General features: G+C 66.3%; 2 protein-coding genes. Both read right to left on the minus strand.

Features of this window, described 5'->3' with window-relative positions; genetic code table 11:
- Nucleotides 1-36: 36 nt before the first annotated feature.
- Nucleotides 37-228: a DUF397 domain-containing protein gene (locus tag AB0B48_RS33170; protein ID WP_357208616.1), complete on the minus strand. Its 192-nt coding sequence runs from the start codon at nucleotides 226-228 to the stop codon at nucleotides 37-39.
- Nucleotides 219-1,019, minus strand: a complete 801-nt coding sequence (locus AB0B48_RS33175) for a helix-turn-helix transcriptional regulator (protein WP_357208618.1) — start codon at nucleotides 1,017-1,019, stop codon at nucleotides 219-221. Before AB0B48_RS33175 ends, AB0B48_RS33170 begins: the two co-directional genes overlap by 10 nt.
- Nucleotides 1,020-1,187 lie beyond the last annotated feature (168 nt).

The following is a 1,187-nucleotide window of genomic DNA, read 5'->3' on the forward strand; positions in this document are numbered from 1 at the left end:
CTCGGCTGGGGACGGGCGCTTCGGCGTCTGGTGAGGCTATGACCGGTGGGCGACCTCGGCGACGAACGCCTGCCAGGCCATCGGCTCGAAGACCAGCGCCGGCCCCTCCGGGTCCTTCGAGTCCCGCACGCCGACAATACCGGGGAGATTGTCCGCGACCTCTACACAGTCGCCACCGCTGGAGCCGCTGCGAGTGGACTTGCGCCACGTAGCGTCGATCAGGTCCATGACGTCACCACTTCCTTCATCAAGTCAGTTGACTGCCGCCGAGGTAGGGCCTCGTTCCGTATGGTCTCCCACTTCGACAGAAGCGTAGCCACGTCATCGTCGTTGTCGATGACCGCCCCGCCAAGCTGGTTCTCCAACTGGCCGACCCAGTTGCCATCGGCGGCCCGGGCCAGGATGAACGGGCCGGTCAGCCCGGCGTGCATGCTCACGTCACACGGCACGATGTGAACACTGATGTTCGGGCGTTCAGCCAAGGTCAACAAGTGCGTGATCTGCCCGACCATGACCGCCCGAAATTCCTCGCCCGCCCGCCGCAGCACCTCCTCCCCGATGACCGCAACGAATTGCGGTGCCTTCGGCTGAGTGAGGATCGACTGCCGGTCGAGCCGAGCCGAGAGCCGCTTGTTAACTTCCTCATCGCTGAGCATGTCGTCACAGCGAATGACCGCTCGGGCGTAGTACTCGGTCTGCAGCAGGCCGGGAATCAGGGACGGTTGCCAGGACCGGAGTTGAGTCGCGACACGTTCGGCGTCCAGCCACGGCAGGAACCAGGATGGTGCCCCCAGCTTCGCGACCATGCGCTCGAACAGGCCGCCGTTCTTGAACGCCCGGTCGGCGCCCTTGATGAAGTCCATCGTCAGCGCCCGCGTCTCACTCTCGACGGCGCTGACGTGTGAGGCGCTGAAGCCCGCGCCCCGGCCGAAGGAATCCTGGGTCATCCCGCCGGCCCCTCGGGCGCGGCGAATCTCGGCGACGATGAACGCGGCGAGCGGGTGTGGCAGGTCGGCCATTCGGTATTCCCCCACAACTACTCATACCGCTACCCGGCGTGGATCGCTCCGTCAGCTCGCCCGAGCGGGCGAGCACTGCCTGAGCGTAGTTACCTACCCAGCGGAGTGTAACCACCGGCGCGGCTGGTGAGAGGACCCGAAACACGGCGGCGGCGTTCGTGCCCGGGG

Source organism: Micromonospora sp. NPDC049089, from assembly GCF_040648775.1.
In the GTDB taxonomy this organism is placed as follows: domain Bacteria; phylum Actinomycetota; class Actinomycetes; order Mycobacteriales; family Micromonosporaceae; genus Micromonospora.